This window comes from Neobacillus sp. KR4-4, assembly GCF_042136325.1.
Classification (GTDB): domain Bacteria; phylum Bacillota; class Bacilli; order Bacillales; family Cytobacillaceae; genus Neobacillus.
The window spans coordinates 1-17,218 of the sequence record NZ_JBHHJU010000025.1; the positions used below are offsets into that span (position 1 = coordinate 1).

A 17,218-nucleotide genomic window follows, 5' to 3' on the forward strand; every position below is an offset into this window, starting at 1 on the left:
ATATGAAAAAGACATTATAATAAAATAGTGTCGAATATATGGTCTGGCAATTATGGCGAGAAGGTCACACCCGTTCCCATACCGAACACGGAAGTTAAGCTTCTCAGCGCCGATGGTAGTTGGGACATGCGTCCCTGTGAGAGTAGGACGTTGCCAGGCTGTAAAAATGGAGGATTAGCTCAGCTGGGAGAGCATCTGCCTTACAAGCAGAGGGTCGGCGGTTCGATCCCGTCATCCTCCACCATATTTTCTTTAATACTTTTCCATACTATTTGCCGGGGTAGCTCAATTGGTAGAGCAACTGACTTGTAATCAGTAGGTTGGGGGTTCAAGTCCTCTCGCCGGCACCATTTGTATGAGCCATTAGCTCAGTTGGTAGAGCATCTGACTTTTAATCAGAGGGTCGAAGGTTCGAGTCCTTCATGGCTCACCATTTAAATGAATATGCGGGTGTGGCGGAATTGGCAGACGCACCAGACTTAGGATCTGGCGCCGCAAGGCGTGGGGGTTCGACTCCCTTCACCCGCACCAAGTTTTTTTACGAAGTAAAATAAACAAAGTTGTTTGCAATAGCAAAATAACTTCCCTTGATATGCGGAAGTAGTTCAGTGGTAGAACACCACCTTGCCAAGGTGGGGGTCGCGGGTTCGAATCCCGTCTTCCGCTCTCTACTAATGCCGGGGTGGCGGAACTGGCAGACGCACAGGACTTAAAATCCTGCGGTAGGTGACTACCGTACCGGTTCGATTCCGGTCCTCGGCACCATTTAAGTTAATTAAATTCATATGCGCCCTTAGCTCAGCTGGATAGAGTGTTTGACTACGAATCAAAAGGTCGGGAGTTCGAATCTCTCAGGGCGCACTTTTACGGGAAGTAGCTCAGCTTGGTAGAGCACTTGGTTTGGGACCAAGGGGTCGCAGGTTCGAATCCTGTCTTCCCGACCATGCTTCTTATAATCAATGGGGTCTTAGCTCAGCTGGGAGAGCGCCTGCTTTGCACGCAGGAGGTCAGGGGTTCGATCCCCCTAGACTCCACCAATAATTTTACATGATAGTATGGCGGTGTAGCTCAGCTGGCTAGAGCGTACGGTTCATACCCGTAAGGTCGGGGGTTCGATCCCCTCCGCCGCTACCAAATATTATCTAAACTTGGACCTTTAGCTCAGCTGGTTAGAGCAGACGGCTCATAACCGTCCGGTCGTAGGTTCGAGTCCTACAAGGTCCACCACTAGTTTTATATATAATTTGGAGGAATACCCAAGTTTGGCTGAAGGGATCGGTCTTGAAAACCGACAGGCGGGTCATACCGCGCGGGGGTTCGAATCCCTCTTCCTCCTCCATAAATATTATAACTTATTTCTATTGTCGCGGGGTGGAGCACGTTCGAATATGCTTCTTCGAATCATCCTCAGCGCAACGATTGAGCTGCTTCTCGATTAAGCTTTCTGAAATCGGAGCGGTTAGAAACAAGATATGGAGCATGCTCCAAAATTAATAATTTCTATTGTCGCGGGGTGGAGCAGTCTGGTAGCTCGTCGGGCTCATAACCCGAAGGTCGCAGGTTCAAATCCTGTCCCCGCAATTGGTCTGGTAGTTCAGTTGGTTAGAATGCCTGCCTGTCACGCAGGAGGTCGCGGGTTCGAGTCCCGTCCAGACCGCCATATGTTGGCTCAGTAGCTCAGTCGGTAGAGCAAAGGACTGAAAATCCTTGTGTCGGCGGTTCGATTCCGTCCTGAGCCACCATTTTTGTTTTAAAACAATATTATTATGGCGATTGTGGCGAAGTGGTTAACGCATCGGATTGTGGTTCCGACATTCGTGGGTTCGATTCCCATCAGTCGCCCCATAATAAATTATTATATGCGGGTGTAGTTTAGTGGTAAAACCTCAGCCTTCCAAGCTGATGTTGTGAGTTCGATTCTCATCACCCGCTCCAATATGGGCCTATAGCTCAGCTGGTTAGAGCGCACGCCTGATAAGCGTGAGGTCGATGGTTCGAGTCCATTTAGGCCCACCATATATTGTTCCGCAGTAGCTCAGTGGTAGAGCTATCGGCTGTTAACCGATCGGTCGTAGGTTCGAGTCCTACCTGCGGAGCCAAACGGGGAAGTACTCAAGTGGCTGAAGAGGCGCCCCTGCTAAGGGTGTAGGTCGGGTAACCGGCGCGAGGGTTCAAATCCCTCCTTCTCCGCCATATCTTATGGCCCCTTGGTCAAGCGGTTAAGACACCTCCCTTTCACGGAGGTAACACGGGTTCGAGTCCCGTAGGGGTCATACGAAAAGACTGATAACAATTAAGTTATCAGTCTTTTTTTTGTGTAAAATTCTTTTAAAAGATAGCCAAACAAATTTAATCTCTAGGCTGCAAGCTTAAAGTGATTGACGTCGGAAATAGGGGAACAAGTGCAGTTTAGGTAACTAATCAAGGCTATTGACGACGGTAAGGGTGGACCAAGGCCGCTTTAGGTAGCCAATCAAGTCTATTGACGCCCATATGGAGAAAAGGCCATTTTATGCAGTCTATAATTGTTATTGTTAACTTTAATATGAAAAAAGCAGTAAAATGTTTACCATAATCCAATCATCCTTAAAGAGAACCAGTGAAATAATCTCTCCATATTATATTTTCCCTTTTGAAAATTCTCATCTAATTCTTGTATCTTCTAACCAAATTTACCCAAATACGAGTCCCATATACTAACCTGAAAAAGGATATCTTATGACTTTAAAATTATATCGAAATAATAATTTCGATTCTAATTTCCAAAAAATACGTTGATAACGCTTACAACTATGTGTTTTAGACATATTTTGAATTAAAATTAAAATAACTTTTTGTGAAAATAATAAAAAAATTTTTATAATATTTTGGCGATTAATGATAGATATATTGTGGAATGATGTCGAAATAAGAAGAATGATGTGTTTTGATAGGAAAATGTATCGATTATTGTCAGAAAAGATAAAAAAGTATTATGAGAAATATTGATTAAATACACTTATAATTGGACTTTGAAATACATATTTTCATTGAGGATGAGGAGAGCCATGACAGTGAATACGTTTTTTCCGACTGACTATCAGTTGCATTTATTTCATGAAGGAAATTATTTTCAAAGTCATCAGCTTTTTGGCGCTCATATCTTTAAGAATTCCGATAAAATTTATACACGATTTTGCGTATGGGCCCCTAATGCTTCTGCAGTTAGGCTAACGGGGGATTTTAATAACTGGAATGGTAAAGGGTATGAATTGCAAAGGGTTAACGATGAAGGAGTATGGATTCTAATTGTAAACAGGGATCTAACCGGAAAGATTTATAAGTATGAAATATTCTCACAAACAGGTGAGAAGTTGCTTAAATCAGATCCATTTGCCTTTTATTCTGAATTAAGACCCAATACAGCTTCGATTGTTTATTCATTAGAAAATTATAAATGGAATGACAATCAATGGATGACTCGAAGAGGAAAAAAGCCCCTTCTTTCAGAGCCGGCCGTGATTTATGAAGTGCATCTAGGGTCTTGGAAAAAGAAAGAAAATGGGGAGTATCTAACCTATTTAGAACTGGCAGCAGAACTAATTCCATATGTATTGGAACATGGTTTTACCCATATTGAGATATTACCGCTTGTTGAGCACCCGTTGGACGCCTCGTGGGGCTATCAAGGAATTGGTTATTTCTCGGTAACGTCCAGATATGGGACACCAGATGAATTTAGAGAATTTGTTGATCAAATGCATCAACATGGGATTGGAGTCATTCTTGATTGGGTTCCTGGTCATTATTGCAAGGATGCGCATGGACTTTACCGTTTTGATGGGACGCACATTTATTCCTATTCAACCGAAAGTGATCGAGAAAATGCTGTATGGGGAACAGCAAACTTTGACCTGGGAAAAGGTGAGGTACAAAGTTTCCTGATCTCCAATGCACTATTTTGGATTGATTATTTCCATATTGATGGCTTTCGAATGGATGCAGTAGCAAATATCATATACTGGCCAAACGCCGCGAATGAAAGACGAGAGAATCCATTTGGCATTAACTTTTTGAAAAAATTAAATACTCAAGTCCATGAACATGATCCCAATTTTGTAATGATAGGGGAGGACTCAACCGAATATCCCAATGTGACAGCCCCTGTTAGTTACGGTGGACTTGGCTTTGATTATAAATGGAATATGGGCTGGATGAATGACATGTTGGAGTACATGGAAACACCACCGTTTCTTCGGTCACATGTTCACTCTAAGGTAACGTTTTCATTTTTATATGCCTTTTTAGAAAACTTTATGCTTCCGTTTTCACACGATGAAGTGGTTCATGGAAAAAAGTCATTATTAGATAAGATGCCAGGAGATTATTGGGAAAAATTTGCACAGTTAAGGCTTTTGTTAGGTTACATGTTTGCTCATCCAGGAAAAAAACTTCTGTTTATGGGCTTTGAATTAGGACAGTTTGCTGAATGGAAAGATAAAGAGCAGCTTGATTGGAACTTATTGGACTATGAAATGCATCAAAAATTAAATGCCTATGTTAAGTTCCTAACGAAAGTTTATAAACGATCAAAGGCCCTCTATGAACTTGATTGTTTGCAAGAAGGATTCCAATGGATCGATGCAAATAACAATGAACAATCTATCTTTTCATTTATAAGAAAAGGGAAAAAGGAAGATGAAACTTTAGTTGTTATTTGTAATTTTACAGGCGTTAGTTATCCTGTCTATACAATTGGTGTTCCTAAAAGTGGTGAATACCGCGAAATTTTCAATAGTGATCATGAAGAATACGGCGGGGCTGGATTAGTTAATAAAAAGACAATCATAGCTGCAGATGAGCCATACCATGGCCAGCCGCATTCAATTAATATAGCAATTCCTGCGTTTGGATTTCAAATCATCAGACCGGTTAAAAAGCGAAAGGAGAGAAAAGGTAATGGCAAAGAAAAAGTGCGTAGCCATGTTATTAGCAGGAGGAAAAGGGAGCAGACTTAACTCATTAACAAAGGATCTCGCAAAACCTGCAGTTCCGTTTGGAGGAAAGTATCGGATTATTGATTTTCCATTAAGTAATTGTGCCAATTCTAATATTGATACAGTTGGGGTGTTAACACAATATCAACCATTATTATTAAATTCCTATATTGGAATTGGAAGTGCTTGGGATCTAGATCGAAAGGATGGCGGGGTAACTGTTTTACCACCATATGCTGAATCATCAGAAGTAAAATGGTATACGGGTACGGCCAGTGCCATTTATCAAAACCTTAATTACCTCAAACAATACCAGCCTGAATATGTTCTCATTCTATCAGGTGACCATATTTACAAAATGAACTATGAGAGTATGCTGGAGTACCATATTGAAAAAAGAGCAGATGTAACCATTTCCTTAATAGAAGTTCCATGGAACGAAGCCAGCCGTTTTGGGATCATGGATACGGATGAGGATTTAAGAATTGTCGATTTTGAAGAAAAGCCGGACAATCCGAAGAATAATCTTGCTTCAATGGGCATTTATATTTTTAGCTGGAATATACTTAAAGAATATTTAGAAATGGACGAACGAAATCCTGATTCCAGTCATGATTTTGGTAAAGATGTAATCCCGATGCTTTTAGAGGAAAATAAGAAATTATTTGCTTATCCGTTTAAAGGATATTGGAAAGATGTCGGTACAGTTAAAAGCCTTTGGGAAGCTAACATGGACTTGCTAAGTGAAGATTGTGATTTAGATTTATTTGATCACGATTGGAGAATTTATTCAGTCAATCCAAACCAGCCGCCGCAATATATTTCTTCCGATGCAATTGTAAAAGAATCACTTATTAATGAAGGGTGTACGATTGAGGGGGAAGTTGATAACTCTGTTCTCTTTCAGGGGGTGACTGTCGGAAAAGGAACGATTATTAAAGAGTCTGTTATCATGCCTGATGCGATCATTGGCAGTAATTGTTTGATTGAGAAAGCGATTGTTCAAGAAGATGTAAAGGTTCCAGATGGAACCGTTATTCGCTCTTTTGATGATGAGATTATTTTGGTTACTAATGAAATGTTAAGCGGGCTATACCCTGCTTTTTAATAAAATTCAGGAGGGACTTTGATTGAAAAGAAAGCTTTTAGGTGTAATTGACGCCACAACATATCATGACGATTTAGAGGATTTATTAACGCATCGCTCACTCGCTGCCCTGCCATTTGCGGGACGTTACCGGATTATTGATTTTGTACTGTCGAATATGGTGAATTCAGGTATTCGTAGTGTAGCTATATTTCCAAAAATGCAGTACCGTTCGCTTATGGATCATTTGGGTTCCGGTAAGAATTGGGATTTAAACAGAAAACGGGATGGTCTTTTCTTTTTCCCTTCACCAATTGTTGATTTTGATGGAAATAAAATCGGCTCGTTTGAAAATTTTGCAGCGAATTTAGACTTTTTTTATCGCAGTACACAAGAGTACGCCATCATTTCTAATTGTTATACCGTGTTCAACATGAACTTTAGACCAATCCTAGATTGGCATAGTCGTTCTGGCTGTGACATCACGGAAATCCATCATAAAGATGGAGGTTCAATGGAAATGTACTTAATTAAAACATCCCTGCTAATTAAGTTAATTGAAACACGAAATGAAACGGGGTATACATGTATGAAGGACGTGGTTAATGACCTTCAGAATCTTTACTCTGTTTGTCACTATGAATATGACGGTTATGCCGTGATGATAGATTCAATTGAAAACTATTTTTCTACTAGTATGAATTTATTGCAGTCTGAGGTTTGGCAACAGTTATTTCCAAAAGATCAGCCAATCTTTACTAAAGTTAAGGATGAACCACCAACGAAGCATGTAAAGGGGTCTGAAGTAAAAAATTCAATGATTGCCAATGGCTGTGTAATCAATGGTTTGGTAGAAAATAGTATTATTTCTCGAGGAGTAAAGATTGGCAAAGGTGCAGTTATTAAGAACTGCATCATCATGCAGAAGTGCCAAATTGAAGAGAACTGTTATCTTGATTCCGTAATTTTAGACAAAGACGTTAAAGTAGAGGCCGGAACTCATTTGTCCGGCACAATGCAATCACCATTTGTAATTCGTAAAGGGACCAAACAAGGAGCGTTGATGAACTCGTGAAAGTATTATTTGCAGTTTCGGAATGTGGACCATTTGCAAAATCGGGAGGATTGGCCGATGTTGCAGGTTCCCTTCCAAAAGAATTAAAGAGCTTGGGAACTGATGTTAGAGTCATTCTGCCAAAGTATGGAACCATTGCAGATGAATTTAAGAGTGAAATGAAACAGGTGAAAGAGTTCACCGTTTCTGTAGGTTGGAGAAATCAATATTGTGGTATAGAGGAGCTTACCTATCAAGGAGTTACCTTCTATTTCGTTGATAATGAGTATTATTTCAAACGGGAAGGTTTATATGGATATTTCGATGATGGGGAAAGATTTGCTTATTTTAATCGAGCAATTTTAGAAGCAATAGAGGAACTTAATTTTTATCCCGATGTTCTGCATTGCCATGATTGGCATACTGCAATGATTCCATACCTTTTACGGAAAGAATATAATAAACGAAAAGGATACGGTCACATTCGAACGGTGTTTACCATTCATAACCTGCAATTCCAAGGGATATTTCCGAGGGAGGTATTAGGAGATTTGTTAGGAATGGATTATAATTCCTTCCATTCCGGTCACTTAGAGTTTTTCGGAAATATTAATTATATGAAGGGTGCACTTGTTGCAGCGGACAAAATTACGACCGTTAGCCCAACCTATAAAGAGGAAATTCAAACTCCCGCCTATGGTGAAAAATTAGATGGATTATTAAGAGCAAGAAAAGAGGACTTGATTGGGATTCTAAACGGAATTGATGAAGATTTTTATAATCCTGCAAAAGATCCATTAATTTATCAAACCTATACGGTTAATCATCATCAGAAAAAGGCAGTAAATAAAAGTGAGATTCAAAATCACTTTGGTTTGCCACAGTCGTCACGTACACCTTTGTTAGTGATGATTACAAGACTCACAAAGCAAAAAGGCCTTGATTTAGTTAAGTGTGTTCTTCGTGAAATTTTGCAGGAGGACCTTCAGGTAATTGTATTGGGTACAGGGGATTATGAATATGAAGAACATCTAAGACAAGCGGCTCGGATTTATCCCGAAAAGTTAAAAGTTCATACTGGATTTAATGAAGGGCTTGCCCATAAACTTTATGCAGCAGCGGATTTGTTTTTAATGCCGTCCCAATTCGAACCTTGCGGGCTTGGACAATTGATTGCAATGAAATATGGTGCTATCCCGATTGTTAGGGAAACAGGCGGTTTAAATGATACAATAAACTCTTGGAACGAATTTACAGGAAAAGGAAACGGATTTTCCTTCTCGAATTTTAATGCCCACGATATGCTCTATACGATTAAACGCGCTCTAAATGTTTACCATGATTCAAAATCGTGGAGCTCCATTGTAAAACAAGCAATGGAAATGGATTATAGCTGGGCACAGTCAGCATATAGCTATAATCAATTATATTCTGAGATCGTTGCAAGGAGTGAAACACATGTTTTCTAATACGGTCGAATTTAAAGAAACCTTTCTAAAAAGGATTGAAATGGTATGTGGAAAGAGTTTCTCAGATAGCTCAGCCAGAGACCATTATCAAACCCTTGGGACCATGATAAGTGAATTTGTTAGTGGTGATTGGATAACTACAAACGAAAAACATCTGGCTACCAAGGGAAAGCAGGTTTATTATCTCTCCATTGAATATTTATTGGGGAAATTACTTAGACAAAATCTGATCAATCTCGGTGTGGAAGAAACCGTGCAGGTTGGATTGAAGGAATTAGGTATAGATTTAGGTGAGTTAGAGGAATTTGAGGCAGATGCAGGCTTAGGAAATGGCGGCTTAGGAAGATTAGCCGCCTGTTTTCTAGACTCATTAGCTTCACTAAGTCTACCTGGCCATGGTCATGGAATTCGTTATAAACATGGTTTATTTGAACAAAAGATTGTTGATGGGTATCAAGTTGAATTACCGGAACAATGGCTAAAGAATGGGAATGTATGGGAAATACGCAAAACCGATAGTTCTATTAAAATTCCCTTTTGGGGGAAGGTAGAGGCGAAGATGGAAAACGGCCGGCTTGTTTTTCATCATCTAAATGCAGAAACGGTTACGGCCGTGCCTCACGATATGCCTGTTATTGGGTATCAGTCAAAAACAATTAATACATTAAGACTCTGGAATGCCGAACCATCCCAATTTTCCTTACATAAGGATATCTTAAAATATAAGCGGGAAACGGAAATGATCTCTGAGTTCCTATATCCTGATGATACCCATGATGAAGGAAAGATTTTACGTTTGAAACAACAATACTTTTTAGTATCCGCCAGTATCCAATCCATTTTAAAGAGTTATCGGAAGCAACACAGCAGTTTGAACCTACTTCATGAACACATCTGTATTCATATCAACGATACCCACCCTGTTTTAGCTATTCCAGAACTAATGAGAATTCTGCTTGATGAAGAAGGATATGATTGGGAACAGGCATGGGATATTACCAAACAAACAATTTCCTACACGAATCATACGACATTGTCTGAGGCTTTAGAGAAGTGGCCGATACATATTTTCCAACCGCTGCTGCCAAGGATTTATATGATTGTAGAAGAAATAAATGAAAGATTTTGCCATGAGTTATGGGAACAATCCCCAGGGGACTGGGACCGGATAAAGGGACTCGCCATTATTGCAGACAATTATGTGAAAATGGCTCATTTAGCCATTGTCGGAAGTTTTAGTGTTAATGGTGTGGCACAGCTGCATACCGAAATTTTAAAGAAACGTGAGATGAATCAATTTTATCAATTGTTTCCTGAGAAATTTAACAATAAAACAAATGGAATTGCCTATCGGCGCTGGCTGTTAAAAGCAAATCCGAAATTATCTTCATTCATTACAGAATCCATCGGTTCCGACTGGACTTATCAAGCAACAGAACTTTCCCAACTGCTTAAATATGAAAATGATTCCTCGTTCTTGGATCAACTCTTAAAAATAAAAAATGAAAACAAACAAACACTTGCGAAAGTTATTCTCGAAAAGACGGGAACTGCGGTAGATACTGGTGCTATTTTTGATGTACAAGTAAAGCGTCTGCATGCTTATAAACGGCAGCTTTTAAATGTTTTACATATCATGCATCTGTATAACCGACTCAAGGAAGATTCAAGCTACCCTGTTGTCCCTAGAGTATTTATTTTTGGTGCCAAAGCATCGCCAGGCTATTATTATGCCAAGAAGATCATCAAATTAATAAATTCTGTAGCGGAAAAGGTAAACAATGACCCTGTAATTGGCGATAAAATGAAAGTGATCTTTTTGGAAAACTATCGAGTGTCACTTGCGGAAAAAATCTTTCCTGCAGCAGATGTCAGTGAACAAATCTCTACGGCTAGTAAAGAAGCTTCTGGAACAGGAAATATGAAATTTATGATTAATGGTGCATTAACGGTAGGTACTTTAGATGGTGCAAATATTGAAATTCGTGAATTGGTGGGTAATGACAATATCTTCACGTTTGGATTAACGGCTGATGAGGTTCTACACTACTACCAGTTCGGCGGTTATCAATCCGATGAATATTACCACCATGATAGTCGGATTCGCCAAGCAGTAGATCAACTAGTTAATGGATTTTTCCCTGGGGCCTATAATGAATTTGAACCGATATTTGATTCGCTCCTTCAGGAAAATGATCAATATTTTGTCTTAAAGGATTTTGCATCCTATGCGGACATACAACGTTCCATTGGTGAAACATTTACTGATCGATTACGTTGGCAGCAAATGAGCTTAAGAAATATCGCCCAAGCTGGTTACTTCTCAAGCGATCGTACCATTAAGGAATACGCTGATGATATATGGGGGATTAAGCCTCTGCATTAAAAAAAAAAGCTTCTGCCAACGCAGAAGCTTTTTTCTTATAGATAGTGTCCAATGAATATTCCAATCGCTAATAAAAACCCAAATATGGTATTTGTTTGTGCGGTTGCTTTCATGGCTGGTGCCATTTTAATTGGAATCGTGTTTTCAATAAAGCCTTTAGTTGCTTTAATTGCCTTTGGAGCGCTAAGGATCACAAGTGCTGTCCAAACTGGCAAAACACCGAAAATAATCAGACCTAAGACCCAAAGAAAGGAAAAAGTGAACATCCCTGTTAATAAGTAAATGGCACGTTTCTTTCCTAATAGAATGGCCACTGTTTTACGTCCGTTTTCTTTGTCTCCATCCAGGTCACGAATGTTATTTGATAACATAATCATCCCAACTAATATCATACTTGGAACTGAGACGAGAATGCTCGTGGTGCTGACTGTTCCCGTTTGAATAAAGAAGGAGATTAAAATAATTAGCATCCCCATAAAGAAACCTGAAAGAATTTCACCAAATGGTGTATAAGCAATTGGGAACGGACCTCCAGTATAAAAATAACCCACAGCCATACAAATCAGCCCCACAGCCGCTAACCACCAGCTGCTGTTGGCGCATATATAGATCCCTAATAATAGGGCAATTCCATAAAAGACAAAAGCAAGGTTTAGGACTGTTCTTGGCTTGATTCCATCACGAACGATTGTTCCGCCAATCCCTACGGATTGAGCTGTATCTAGCCCGCGTTTGAAATCGAAATATTCATTAAACATATTGGTTGCAGCTTGAATCAATAAACTCGCAATGAGCATGGCAAAAAATAGCCCAAAATGAATGTTCCCATGTTTAAGGGATAGGGCTGTACCAAGCAGAACTGGTACAAATGCAGCAGTTAATGTATGGGGACGGGTCATTTGCCACCATACTTGAAAGCCGCGGTTTGATTCAACTGCAGGTTCAGAACTCTTCTGTATTGTTGGTTGCATATTCTTCTCTCCCTTTTTAAGTTTCTTTCTCTATATAAAAGGTTAGGTTCAATGTTAAATGGGCCATGCCCAAAACTAAGTGTATGTAATTCAGGGATTAGTGTCAATTAATTTTTCCTATCAAATTTAGAAGATTATACCTGTTTGATTATTATTGAATGGTTGGTGGGAAAATGATAAAAATGAAAAATTCAATGAGAGAGCGGATTTTATCAATAAGGTGAAATCTTAAGATATAATAGGGAATGAAGCAGGATTGTTAGTGACAAGTAATACTGACTTCTTTACAATGTAGGTAGTATGCTAAAAATTGCATTAATATGAATGGATAACAGTCATTTCGGCTGTTTTGGAGGGATTTGTTTGATTACCATTCAAGAGTTGGAAATAATGGAACGAGGTCTTTTGGCTGTCAAACGCGCAAAAGAACTAGGCCGGCCCATTTTAATTAGTGAAGTTCATAAAATGGACACGATAAACCCACTATCATTTTTTAATATAGGAAAAGAACAATTTCGCGGTGAACGCTTCTTTTGGAAGGACCCAGAAGATGAAACCGTACTTATTGGACTCGGGATTTCTAAACAGATTCAGTCGGATCAGGATTCTGACCGCTTTTTTCATGTTGAAGAGGAATGGGAGAAATTTTTAAGGGACTGCCTTATTTTCAATCCATATACTGAAATGGGGATAGGTCCAGTCATGTTCGGCGGCTTTTCGTTTGACCCCTGCAAAGAAAAAACCGTCCTTTGGTCGAAGTACGCTAATTCTTTGTTCCATCTGCCGAAATATTTATTAAGTATCATTGATGGTCAAACGTTCTTAACAACTAATACGGTTTGTACTCCTCATGAGGATCCTTACTTATTTAAAAAGGTAAGTGAAGAGAGAAATGAAATTTTAAATGCTCTCCATCAAAGTGACCCCAAAAAGTCGGTTGCTGCACTTCTAGAAATGAAAGAGATTGGACCTGAAAGGTGGAAGAAAACTGTTGATGGAGTTGTGAAGGAATTAACAGATGGTCCCCTAAAAAAGGTTGTGCTTGCTCGCGAATTGAGGCTTGTGTTTGACGATCAAGTTATGGCAGAGAATGTCCTAAATAATTTGTATATGCAGCAGCATGAAAGCTTTATATTTGCGTTTGAATCAAATGGGGATTGTTTTATTGGTGCATCGCCAGAAAGACTCGTGAAAAAGCAAGGAAATGAAGTGTATTCCACTTGTCTTGCTGGCTCCATCTCACGTGGCAAAACAGAAGAGGAAGACCTAAAATTGGGTCAGATGTTATTAAATGACAAAAAAAACCTAAAAGAGCATGGTTTTGTTGTGGAAATGATAAAAGAGGCTCTGGAGGAATCATGCGAAGAAATTATTCTGCCTGAAAAACCACAGTTAATGAAGATAAGAGATATTCAGCACCTCTATACCCCAGTGGTCGGAAAATGTCATAAGGATGCTTCATTAATGTTATTGGTGGAAAGACTGCATCCCACACCTGCGCTGGGCGGACTTCCGAAGGAGGAAGCAGTTGTTAAGATTAGAGAAGTAGAAGAGCTGGATCGTGGCTTCTACGCCGCTCCATTAGGCTGGATGGATTACAGGAAAAATGGTGAATTTGCTGTTTCCATTCGCTCTGGACTTATTCAGGGGGAAGAAGTTTCGTTATTCGCAGGATGCGGAGTAGTAGCAGATTCTGAATCAGAAAGTGAATATTTGGAGACGAGTTTGAAATTTAAACCTATGCTCCGAGCCCTTGGAGGAAATTGATATGCAGCATCAAGAATCATTAACAGCCTATATAGCAGCTATTGTTTCAGAACTAATTTTCACGGGAGTAACTGATGTGGTTGTCAGCCCAGGTTCACGGTCTACTCCAATGGCGATGATTATGGCAGAGCATCCAGAACTTAATGTTCATATACATGTAGATGAACGCTCAGCTGCTTTTTTTGCCTTAGGAATAGCCAAGTCTTTAAATAAGCCAGTTGCAATCCTCTGTACGTCAGGTACGGCTGCCGCGAATTATTTCCCTGCGATTGTGGAAGCGCGTTATGCACGAGTGCCTTTGATTGTGTTAACGGCAGATCGGCCGCATGAACTCAGAGAAGTTGGTGCTCCACAAGCAATCGATCAAATCCATTTATATGGGAAACATGTAAAATGGTTCTCCGAAATGGCTTTACCTGAAAAAAGTGATGAAATCATTCGTTATGCGCGTACGATTTGTGCGCGAGCGGTAGCGATTGCGAAAAGTGCGCCTTCTGGTCCTGTTCATTTGAATTTTCCTTTTAGGGAACCATTAGTACCCAAGCTGGATGATGCCCTCTTCCAGCTTCGTGAACGTCCAAACGGTTATGTGAAAGTCCATACAGGTGATTTGACAATCGCGGAGGAACAATTTAAAGAAATTGCCGAAAAACTGTCAAAAACAACAAGAGGAATTATTGTTTGTGGAAATATTGTCGATGATATTTTTCCTGAGGCTGTAACACGGCTAGCTGAAAAACTAAACTTCCCAATAATTGCTGACCCCTTGTCACAGTTAAGAAGCGGGAAACATAGCTTTGAAAATATCATTGAAGCCTATGATACCTTTTTAAGAAACGATGATGCAAAAGTCTACTTAAAGCCGGATGTTATTCTTAGATTTGGAGCAATGCCCATTTCAAAAGCATTAACAATTTTTATAAAAGAAAATGGAAACGCAGAACAATATGTGATTGATGGCGGCAGTGGCTGGCGTGATCCAGCATCGTTATCCACAAATATGATTTTCTGTAATGAATCGTTATTCTGCGAGAAAATAGAAAAATATACAGTAGAGAAATCCTCTTCCGATTTTCTAACAGCTTGGAAAAGGGTTAACCAATTATCAAAAGATACGATGATATCGCTTAGCGATATAACGGATTTAAGTGAAGGCAGGCTGTTCTATCAATTAGCTGAAATGCTTCCTGAAGGAGCTGCACTATTTGTAGGTAATAGTATGCCAATCCGCGACTTAGATAGCTTTTTTCTTAACAATCATAAACAAATTAAAGTAATGGCAAATAGGGGGGCAAATGGAATTGACGGTACCGTTTCTACTGCCTTGGGTGCCGCATTAAACTCCTCATCCTTGTACCTTGTCCTAGGTGATTTAACCTTTTTCCATGACTTAAATGGGCTGATTGCAGCAAAACTGTACAATATAAATATTAATATTATTCTTATCAACAATAATGGCGGAGGAATCTTCTCCTTTCTCCCGCAATCAGAGCATCCGAAAAACTTTGAACTTTTGTTCGGCACTCCGCTCGGAATTGATTTTGAGCATGCTGTTAAAATGTTTAATGGTAATTACATAAAGATTGAGGATTGGGACCATTTTGGAGTAGAAATAAGGAAATCCATCCATTCGACAGGGATAAATGTATATGAAATAGTTACCAACAGAGAGAGGAATCGTGACGAACACCGCGAATTTTGGGGCAATGTTTCCCAGGAAATATCAAACTTTGTCAAAGGTGAACAATAAATGTATATCGTTATCGATGGGAATCATCACTATGTCGAAGTTTGCGGTAACGGCGGCCTTGGCCAGGTTCCACTTGTTTTGCTGCACGGCTTTACGGGAGACTCTACCACATGGGCTCCATTTCATGAATGCTGGGGAAAGTCGACAATGCTCATTATCCCTGATATTATTGGGCACGGAAAAACAGAGTCTCCCCAGGAGCTTAGCCGATATCAAATGGATGCCGCTGCTTCTGATTTAAACACGATCCTTGATCATATGGGGATTGAGCAAGTAGATCTACTTGGTTATTCCATGGGTGGAAGACTTGCATTAACCTTCGCCTTTTTGTACCCAGGGCGTGTTCGAAAATTAATACTTGAGAGTGCATCACCAGGCTTAGCGACGGAGGACGAAAAACAACATCGCCGTATGAAAGATGCCGAACTTGCTAACTTTATTAAGGAACAGGGAATCATTGCATTTGTGGATTATTGGGAAGAGATTCCCCTTTTTGTCACCATGAAGGGCCTCCCGCGGGAAACTCAAGAAGAGATTAGGAAACAGCGTTTGAAAAATTCGCCCAATGGCCTAGCCAACAGTTTAGTTGGGATGGGAACAGGGGCCCAATCATCCTGGTGGGGCAAGTTAAATGAACTTACTTGTGAAGTGTTGCTTTTAACAGGTGCGGAGGATCATAAGTTCTGTTCAATTGCCAGTCATATGATGGAGGAGCTAAAAAATAGTTCTTGGGTAGTGATTGAAGATAGCGGGCATGCAATTCATGTGGAAGAACCTGAAAAGTTTGGTACAATAGTAAGTGACTTTTTGTCGAATGAAAATAAATAAAGGAGGAGATTATTTTGACAGTAGAATGGATTGCAGGACGCAAATATGAAGAAATATTATATGAAACATTCAATGGCATTGCCAAAATTACCATTAACCGTCCACATGTACATAATGCATTTACACCGAGAACAGTTTCTGAATTAATTGACGCATTTGCCTATGCGCGTGATGATGCAAGTATTGGGGTTATTGTCTTAACAGGTGCTGGAGATAAAGCATTTTGTTCAGGTGGAGACCAAAGTGTACGCGGCCATGGAGGATATGTGGGGGAAGATCAGATTCCTCGTCTAAATGTTCTTGACCTTCAGCGTCTAATCCGTGTGATTCCAAAACCTGTAATCGCAATGGTAAAAGGATATGCGATTGGCGGAGGACATGTTCTTCACGTCGTTTGTGACCTAACGATTGCTGCTGATAATGCTGTGTTTGGACAAACTGGACCAAAGGTTGGAAGTTTTGATGCTGGCTATGGCTCTGGTTACCTTGCTAGAATCATTGGTCATAAAAAAGCACGCGAAATTTGGTATTTATGCCGTCAATATAATGCCCAAGAAGCACTTGATATGGGCTTGGTTAATACCGTTGTCCCACTTGAGAAAGTAGAAGAAGAAACAATTCAATGGTGTAATGAAATTCTTGAGAAAAGTCCAACAGCCCTGCGCTTCTTAAAAGCAGCTATGAATGCAGATACAGACGGCTTGGCTGGTCTACAACAATTTGCTGGGGATGCAACCTTGCTTTACTACACAACTGATGAAGCGAAAGAAGGGCGCGATTCCTTTAAAGAAAAACGTAAGCCTGACTTTGGGAAATTCCCGCGTTTTCCTTGATCGTTAGTTTACAACAGCTTGATGGATGATTCCATCAGGCTGTTTTTCGTAGGAAAGTAAGTAAAGGCACTAGTTAGTCAGATGAAGAAAGGTGAAC

Annotated in this window: 10 protein-coding genes, 21 tRNA genes and 1 rRNA gene; 31 read left to right on the plus strand and 1 reads right to left on the minus strand. The window is 39.9% G+C overall.

Translation table 11 applies throughout. The features are described from left to right. Positions 1-42 precede the first annotated feature (42 nt). The 27 genes from rrf to ACE198_RS20985 all read left to right on the plus strand — a co-directional run bounded on the left by rrf (position 43) and on the right by ACE198_RS20985 (position 10,972). A 5S ribosomal RNA gene (rrf, locus tag ACE198_RS20855) occupies positions 43-159 on the plus strand. A gap of 9 nt (positions 160-168) precedes the next feature. After that, positions 169-244: transfer RNA gene (locus ACE198_RS20860), tRNA-Val, on the plus strand. A 30-nt stretch (positions 245-274) separates the two neighbouring features. Beyond that, positions 275-350, plus strand: a tRNA-Thr gene (locus ACE198_RS20865). A gap of 7 nt (positions 351-357) precedes the next feature. Continuing rightward, positions 358-433, plus strand: a tRNA-Lys gene (locus ACE198_RS20870). A 13-nt stretch (positions 434-446) separates the two neighbouring features. Next, positions 447-531 (plus strand) — tRNA-Leu (locus ACE198_RS20875). Positions 532-594: 63 nt separating this feature from the next. After that, positions 595-666, plus strand: a tRNA-Gly gene (locus tag ACE198_RS20880). A 10-nt stretch (positions 667-676) separates the two neighbouring features. Continuing rightward, a tRNA-Leu gene (locus tag ACE198_RS20885) sits at positions 677-765 on the plus strand. 22 nt (positions 766-787) lie between these two features. Next, positions 788-861, plus strand: a tRNA-Arg gene (locus ACE198_RS20890). Positions 862-867: 6 nt separating this feature from the next. Then, a tRNA-Pro gene (locus ACE198_RS20895) sits at positions 868-944 on the plus strand. Between the two features lie 17 nt (positions 945-961). Further along, a tRNA-Ala gene (locus tag ACE198_RS20900) sits at positions 962-1,037 on the plus strand. Positions 1,038-1,057: 20 nt separating this feature from the next. Beyond that, positions 1,058-1,134: transfer RNA gene (locus tag ACE198_RS20905), tRNA-Met, on the plus strand. Between the two features lie 16 nt (positions 1,135-1,150). Beyond that, positions 1,151-1,227 (plus strand) — tRNA-Ile (locus tag ACE198_RS20910). Between the two features lie 19 nt (positions 1,228-1,246). Then, positions 1,247-1,339: transfer RNA gene (locus tag ACE198_RS20915), tRNA-Ser, on the plus strand. Positions 1,340-1,507: 168 nt separating this feature from the next. After that, positions 1,508-1,581, plus strand: a tRNA-Met gene (locus tag ACE198_RS20920). Positions 1,582-1,583: 2 nt separating this feature from the next. Beyond that, positions 1,584-1,660, plus strand: a tRNA-Asp gene (locus ACE198_RS20925). A gap of 6 nt (positions 1,661-1,666) precedes the next feature. Continuing rightward, a tRNA-Phe gene (locus ACE198_RS20930) sits at positions 1,667-1,742 on the plus strand. 27 nt (positions 1,743-1,769) lie between these two features. Further along, positions 1,770-1,845 (plus strand) — tRNA-His (locus ACE198_RS20935). Positions 1,846-1,861: 16 nt separating this feature from the next. After that, positions 1,862-1,935 (plus strand) — tRNA-Gly (locus ACE198_RS20940). A 4-nt stretch (positions 1,936-1,939) separates the two neighbouring features. Further along, positions 1,940-2,016 (plus strand) — tRNA-Ile (locus tag ACE198_RS20945). A gap of 8 nt (positions 2,017-2,024) precedes the next feature. Then, positions 2,025-2,099 (plus strand) — tRNA-Asn (locus tag ACE198_RS20950). Positions 2,100-2,102: 3 nt separating this feature from the next. Continuing rightward, positions 2,103-2,193, plus strand: a tRNA-Ser gene (locus ACE198_RS20955). 8 nt (positions 2,194-2,201) lie between these two features. Further along, positions 2,202-2,273 (plus strand) — tRNA-Glu (locus ACE198_RS20960). 774 nt (positions 2,274-3,047) lie between these two features. Then, positions 3,048-4,997 (plus strand): 1,4-alpha-glucan branching protein GlgB, encoded by a 1,950-nt coding sequence (gene glgB / locus ACE198_RS20965; RefSeq protein ID WP_375376910.1) that lies wholly within the window; start codon positions 3,048-3,050, stop codon positions 4,995-4,997. Beyond that, positions 4,939-6,084, plus strand: coding sequence for a glucose-1-phosphate adenylyltransferase (locus tag ACE198_RS20970; protein ID WP_251460091.1), 1,146 nt, complete (start codon positions 4,939-4,941; stop codon positions 6,082-6,084). Before glgB ends, ACE198_RS20970 begins: the two co-directional genes overlap by 59 nt. Positions 6,085-6,106: 22 nt before the next feature. Further along, entirely contained in the window at positions 6,107-7,138 is a 1,032-nt protein-coding gene (locus ACE198_RS20975; RefSeq protein WP_098576407.1) for a GlgC family sugar phosphate nucleotidyltransferase, read from the plus strand. Next, positions 7,135-8,586, plus strand: coding sequence for a glycogen synthase GlgA (glgA, locus tag ACE198_RS20980; RefSeq protein WP_375376911.1), 1,452 nt, complete (start codon positions 7,135-7,137; stop codon positions 8,584-8,586). The genes ACE198_RS20975 and glgA overlap by 4 nt, the downstream gene beginning before the upstream one ends. After that, on the plus strand, positions 8,576-10,972 hold the full coding sequence (locus tag ACE198_RS20985; RefSeq protein ID WP_251460095.1) for a glycogen/starch/alpha-glucan phosphorylase: 2,397 nt from the start codon (positions 8,576-8,578) through the stop codon (positions 10,970-10,972). The genes glgA and ACE198_RS20985 overlap by 11 nt, the downstream gene beginning before the upstream one ends. 35 nt (positions 10,973-11,007) lie before the next feature. On the opposite strand, the gene ACE198_RS20990 is transcribed toward ACE198_RS20985, so the two are convergent. Beyond that, positions 11,008-11,943 (minus strand): 1,4-dihydroxy-2-naphthoate polyprenyltransferase, encoded by a 936-nt coding sequence (locus ACE198_RS20990; protein ID WP_098576404.1) that lies wholly within the window; start codon positions 11,941-11,943, stop codon positions 11,008-11,010. Positions 11,944-12,306: 363 nt separating this feature from the next. On the opposite strand from ACE198_RS20990, the gene ACE198_RS20995 reads away from it, so the two are divergent. Genes ACE198_RS20995 through menB form a run of 4 tightly spaced genes read left to right on the plus strand, consistent with a single transcriptional unit; the run spans position 12,307 to position 17,121 of the window. Next, the gene (locus ACE198_RS20995) at positions 12,307-13,710 is read left to right on the plus strand and encodes an isochorismate synthase (RefSeq protein WP_251460097.1); all 1,404 of its coding nucleotides are present in this window, start codon (positions 12,307-12,309) and stop codon (positions 13,708-13,710) included. Between the two features lies 1 nt (position 13,711). After that, positions 13,712-15,460, plus strand: coding sequence for a 2-succinyl-5-enolpyruvyl-6-hydroxy-3-cyclohexene-1-carboxylic-acid synthase (menD, locus tag ACE198_RS21000; RefSeq protein WP_375376912.1), 1,749 nt, complete (start codon positions 13,712-13,714; stop codon positions 15,458-15,460). Continuing rightward, the gene (menH, locus tag ACE198_RS21005) at positions 15,461-16,288 is read left to right on the plus strand and encodes a 2-succinyl-6-hydroxy-2,4-cyclohexadiene-1-carboxylate synthase (RefSeq protein ID WP_375376913.1); all 828 of its coding nucleotides are present in this window, start codon (positions 15,461-15,463) and stop codon (positions 16,286-16,288) included. A gap of 14 nt (positions 16,289-16,302) precedes the next feature. Next, complete coding sequence (gene menB, locus ACE198_RS21010; RefSeq protein ID WP_098576401.1) at positions 16,303-17,121, plus strand: 1,4-dihydroxy-2-naphthoyl-CoA synthase; 819 nt, start codon at positions 16,303-16,305, stop codon at positions 17,119-17,121. Positions 17,122-17,218: the final 97 nt, after the last annotated feature.